Source organism: Streptomyces sp. WELS2 (genome assembly GCF_013870595.1).
Classification (GTDB): Bacteria; Actinomycetota; Actinomycetes; order Streptomycetales; family Streptomycetaceae; genus Streptomyces.
This window is the reverse complement of the sequence record NZ_JACBWZ010000722.1, coordinates 1-3,180: the sequence shown is the minus strand read 5'-3', so window position 1 is coordinate 3,180 and position 3,180 is coordinate 1. Positions and strand designations below refer to the sequence as shown.

Sequence of the window (3,180 nt, the reverse complement as noted above, 5' to 3'; positions counted from 1 at the left end):
GACTCGGCCGCCTAGAGCGGCGCGGTCCCGGAAGCCCCCCGGTCTTCCGGGACCACCGGCTCCAGGCCGTCCCGCCTCTACCGAAGGAGACACCCTTGACGCCGACGCGTACGCAGCACCGCATGCCGGACCCCGCCCCCCCGACCGCGGACGGGGACGTCGAAGGGCCCGGCCCCCGGGTGTGGGACGACATGACCGTCGAGGTGGCCCTGGCCGTCATGGCGGGTGCCCGGGTCGAGTACCTGACCGTGTGCGACGAGGACGACCGGAGCACGGGACTGGTGACCCTGGTCCGGCTCGCCGGGCTCCGCGACAGTTCCGCCTACACGGACCGGATCCGGCTGCGGGACGTCCTCGACGGCCCTTCTCTTCGAACGGGTACCGGGCGATGACACAGCGCATGGACGCGGCAGGTGGGCCGGGTCCTCACCCGGCAGGACCCGCGTGACTCCACCGCCGGCGAGGTCACCCGGGCCATGACACGCCTCGGTTTCACCTGCCACGACCAGCCCTGGGCCGCGCCCCTGGGTGCGGGCGGGCCCGGTGCGCCGGAGACCGCCTCGGCGCTGCTCGGCGGCCCCGGTCCCGTGGCCGTATGACGACGGGCGGGAGACCGTCCTCGGGATCCCGGTGGGGGCCCTGCCGACAAGTGCCGGCAGGGCCCCCACCGCTATGCCGCCGTCCGTTCGGACGACACCGGCCGGGCGACGGGGCCGGGACGGGGTCTCACCGGTCGGAGTAGCTGAGATCGCCCACGGACCAGGCGCTGACGTCCTTGATCGCGACCCGGTACATGCCTCCCGTCTCCGGGATGCCGAGGCTGCCCTGCAGGATCCGGGCGAGGTGGAAGTGCAGATGCGTGGGCGCCTCGCCGCGACCGGACCGGGCCCCTCGCGGCTCCGGTCCGAAGACGCCCGCGAACGGGCCGAGCCGGTCCGAGTCCTTCAGGACCTCCGCCACCCGCTCCCTCCACACGGCCTCGGGGGCCAACCGGCCGGTGATCACGGCGCCGCCGACGACCACGGTCAGCGACATCTGATTGCTTCGCTCGGATTCCACGGCGGCGGAGATGGCGACGAGCAGCTCATCAGGGTTCGACATGACAGCAGAGCTTATGCGGCCCGGCCGCCCCCGCACCCCCCGCGGGGCGGGAAGCGGTCGCCCAAGCGGAATCTCATCTTGCAGCAATAGATTTCCGTCTTTCACGGAGGTAGGATTTCTTCCGTAGACATGGATCGGCGAGACCCCTCAGAGAAGGCCGGCACAGCGGTAGGGCCGGCGGATGGTGTTGAATTTCCCTCGGGGCCCCGGTGCCGTACGGCATCAGGGCCCTCGACGCGTTGCACAGCGAGGTGACATGACATCGGACAACCCTCTGAGTGATCGTCTGGACGACGACGACTACCCCGCGTACACCATGGGCCGGGCGGCGGAGATGCTCGGCACCACCCCGGCGTTCCTCCGGGCCATCGGTGAGGCCCGGCTGATCACTCCCCTCCGCTCGGAAGGAGGACACCGCCGGTACTCCCGCTACCAGCTGCGGATCGCCGCTCGCGCCCGTGAGCTCGTCGACAGAGGGACCCCGATCGAGGCCGCGTGCCGCATCGTCATCCTCGAGGACCAGCTCGAGGAAGCGCAGCGCATCAACGCCGAGTACCGCCGTGCCGCCGGCGAATCGGCGGGCGGCACCGGCTGAGGGCGCGCCGCCGCCCTCGCCGGTCCGCCGTGCCCCGCGCCGTGGAACCGCCCGTCAGGGCCGTGGCGGCGGAGGGCCGGCGTCCCGCCGGATGGCGAGTTTCGGGTGGTCGGTGTCCGGGAGCCAGTCCCGTCCCGGTGCGTACTCCAGCCAGCGGCGGGCCCGGCCGGCTTCCGCGAAGCCGCGCAGCAGGGTGCCGAGCAGCGGGTGCCGGGAGGACTCCCGCCAGGCCAGCGACCACGCGTACAGCGGTGTCGGCTCGACGAGCGGTACGCAGCGCAGGTCGCCGTGGTCCGGCAGCGGCGCGTCGGCGGGGAAGAGGGTGAAGCCCTCGGAGTCGGTACGCAGCCGCCGCAGCAGGTGGTCCAGGCCCAGATTGGGGCCGTCGTGCCGCCGCGCGATCCCGAACTCGTCGGCGAAGCGGCGCAGGAAGTCCAGGCGGTCCAGTTCGGCCGGGCACCACAGCACGCTGTCGCGCAGATCGGCGGGCCGCAGCGCGCCGGCGCCGGCCGACGGGTGGGACGGGCCCACCAGCACGTCGACGGGTTCCAGCCGCACCAGACGCTGGGTGAGCCTCGCGTCCCGGCCGTCGGGCAGCGGGTGCACCCGGCCGAAGCCCAGGTCCGTGTCGCCGCGCAGCAGTGCCTGGGCGACCGACGGCCAGTCGCGTCCGGGGCCCGGCTCCCACCGCACCCCGCCGAGCGTGACCGCCGCCTCGGCGACCGTACGCATCGGCGCGTACAGATGGCCCCACGTGTCGATCCGTACGACCGGTCCGGCGCCCGTCACCGCCGCGACCGCCCGCTCGCCCGCCGCGAGCGCCTCACACGCGGCCGGCAGGAACCGCTCGCCCGCCGCGCTCAACCGGATGCCGCCCCGGCGCTCGAACAACCTCGCCCCGAGGTTCTCCTCCAGCCGCGCGATGCGTTTGGACAGGGCCTGCTGACTGATGCCCAGCTCCTTCGCGGCCCGCCCGAAGTGCAGTGTCCCGGCGGTCGCGACGAAGGCGCGGACCAGGGTGAGGTCGAGGTCCATGCCGCTGACCCTAGGCGACAACCGCGCGTTGTCGGCGGGCCGGACCGGTTGTTGGCCGGGCGCCCGCACCCCGCGGTCGGATGGTCCCGGACGCCACACCGGGGACGGCCCGGGGCCACCGAGGGGAAGACCACGATGAAAGCCTTCGTACCGACCGCGGATCCCGCCGAGCCGGTCGTGCTCGCCGACGTCGCCGAGCCGGTGCCGCGCCCCGACGAGGCGCTGGTGAAGGTGGAGGCCTTCTCGGTCAACCGGGGCGAGACGTTCAGGCTGGAGCGGCCCGCGCCCGGCGACCGCCCGGGCAAGGACATCGCGGGCCTGGTGGTGCAGCCGGCCGCCGACGGCAGCGGGCCGTCCGGGATCACCCGGGTCGTCGGCCATCCCATGGCGGGCGGCTGGGCGGAGTACGTGGCGGTGCCGACCGGTGCGCTCGCCGAGCTGCCGGACAG

Annotated in this window: 5 protein-coding genes and 1 pseudogene; 4 read left to right on the top strand and 2 right to left on the bottom strand. The window is 73.9% G+C overall.

The window, feature by feature from the left end; all coding sequences use genetic code 11:
• The first annotated feature begins 122 nt into the window (after positions 1–122).
• Together H5J33_RS28780 and H5J33_RS28775 are read left to right on the top strand one after the other, a co-directional pair.
• Entirely contained in the window at positions 123–392 is a 270-nt protein-coding gene (locus H5J33_RS28780) for a CBS domain-containing protein (protein ID WP_181797750.1), read from the top strand.
• 15 nt (positions 393–407) lie between these two features.
• A pseudogene (locus tag H5J33_RS28775) lies at positions 408–599 on the top strand (SCO5918 family protein); the annotation flags it as partial.
• Positions 600–726: 127 nt separating this feature from the next.
• Here H5J33_RS28775 and H5J33_RS28770 read toward each other — a convergent pair.
• Positions 727–1,101 carry a hypothetical protein gene (locus H5J33_RS28770; protein ID WP_181797749.1) on the bottom strand — a complete coding sequence of 125 codons (375 nt, stop codon included), beginning with the start codon at positions 1,099–1,101 and terminating at the stop codon, positions 727–729.
• A gap of 256 nt (positions 1,102–1,357) precedes the next feature.
• On the opposite strand from H5J33_RS28770, the gene H5J33_RS28765 reads away from it, so the two are divergent.
• Positions 1,358–1,696, top strand: a complete 339-nt coding sequence (locus H5J33_RS28765) for a MerR family transcriptional regulator (RefSeq protein WP_181797748.1) — start codon at positions 1,358–1,360, stop codon at positions 1,694–1,696.
• A 54-nt stretch (positions 1,697–1,750) separates the two neighbouring features.
• Here H5J33_RS28765 and H5J33_RS28760 read toward each other — a convergent pair whose 3' ends face one another.
• Positions 1,751–2,731: a LysR family transcriptional regulator gene (locus tag H5J33_RS28760; RefSeq protein ID WP_181797747.1), complete on the bottom strand. Its 981-nt coding sequence runs from the start codon at positions 2,729–2,731 to the stop codon at positions 1,751–1,753.
• A gap of 135 nt (positions 2,732–2,866) precedes the next feature.
• Here H5J33_RS28760 and H5J33_RS28755 point away from each other — a divergent pair.
• The coding region (locus H5J33_RS28755; RefSeq protein WP_399552948.1) for an alcohol dehydrogenase catalytic domain-containing protein at positions 2,867–3,180 on the top strand (314 nt) is incomplete at its 3' end.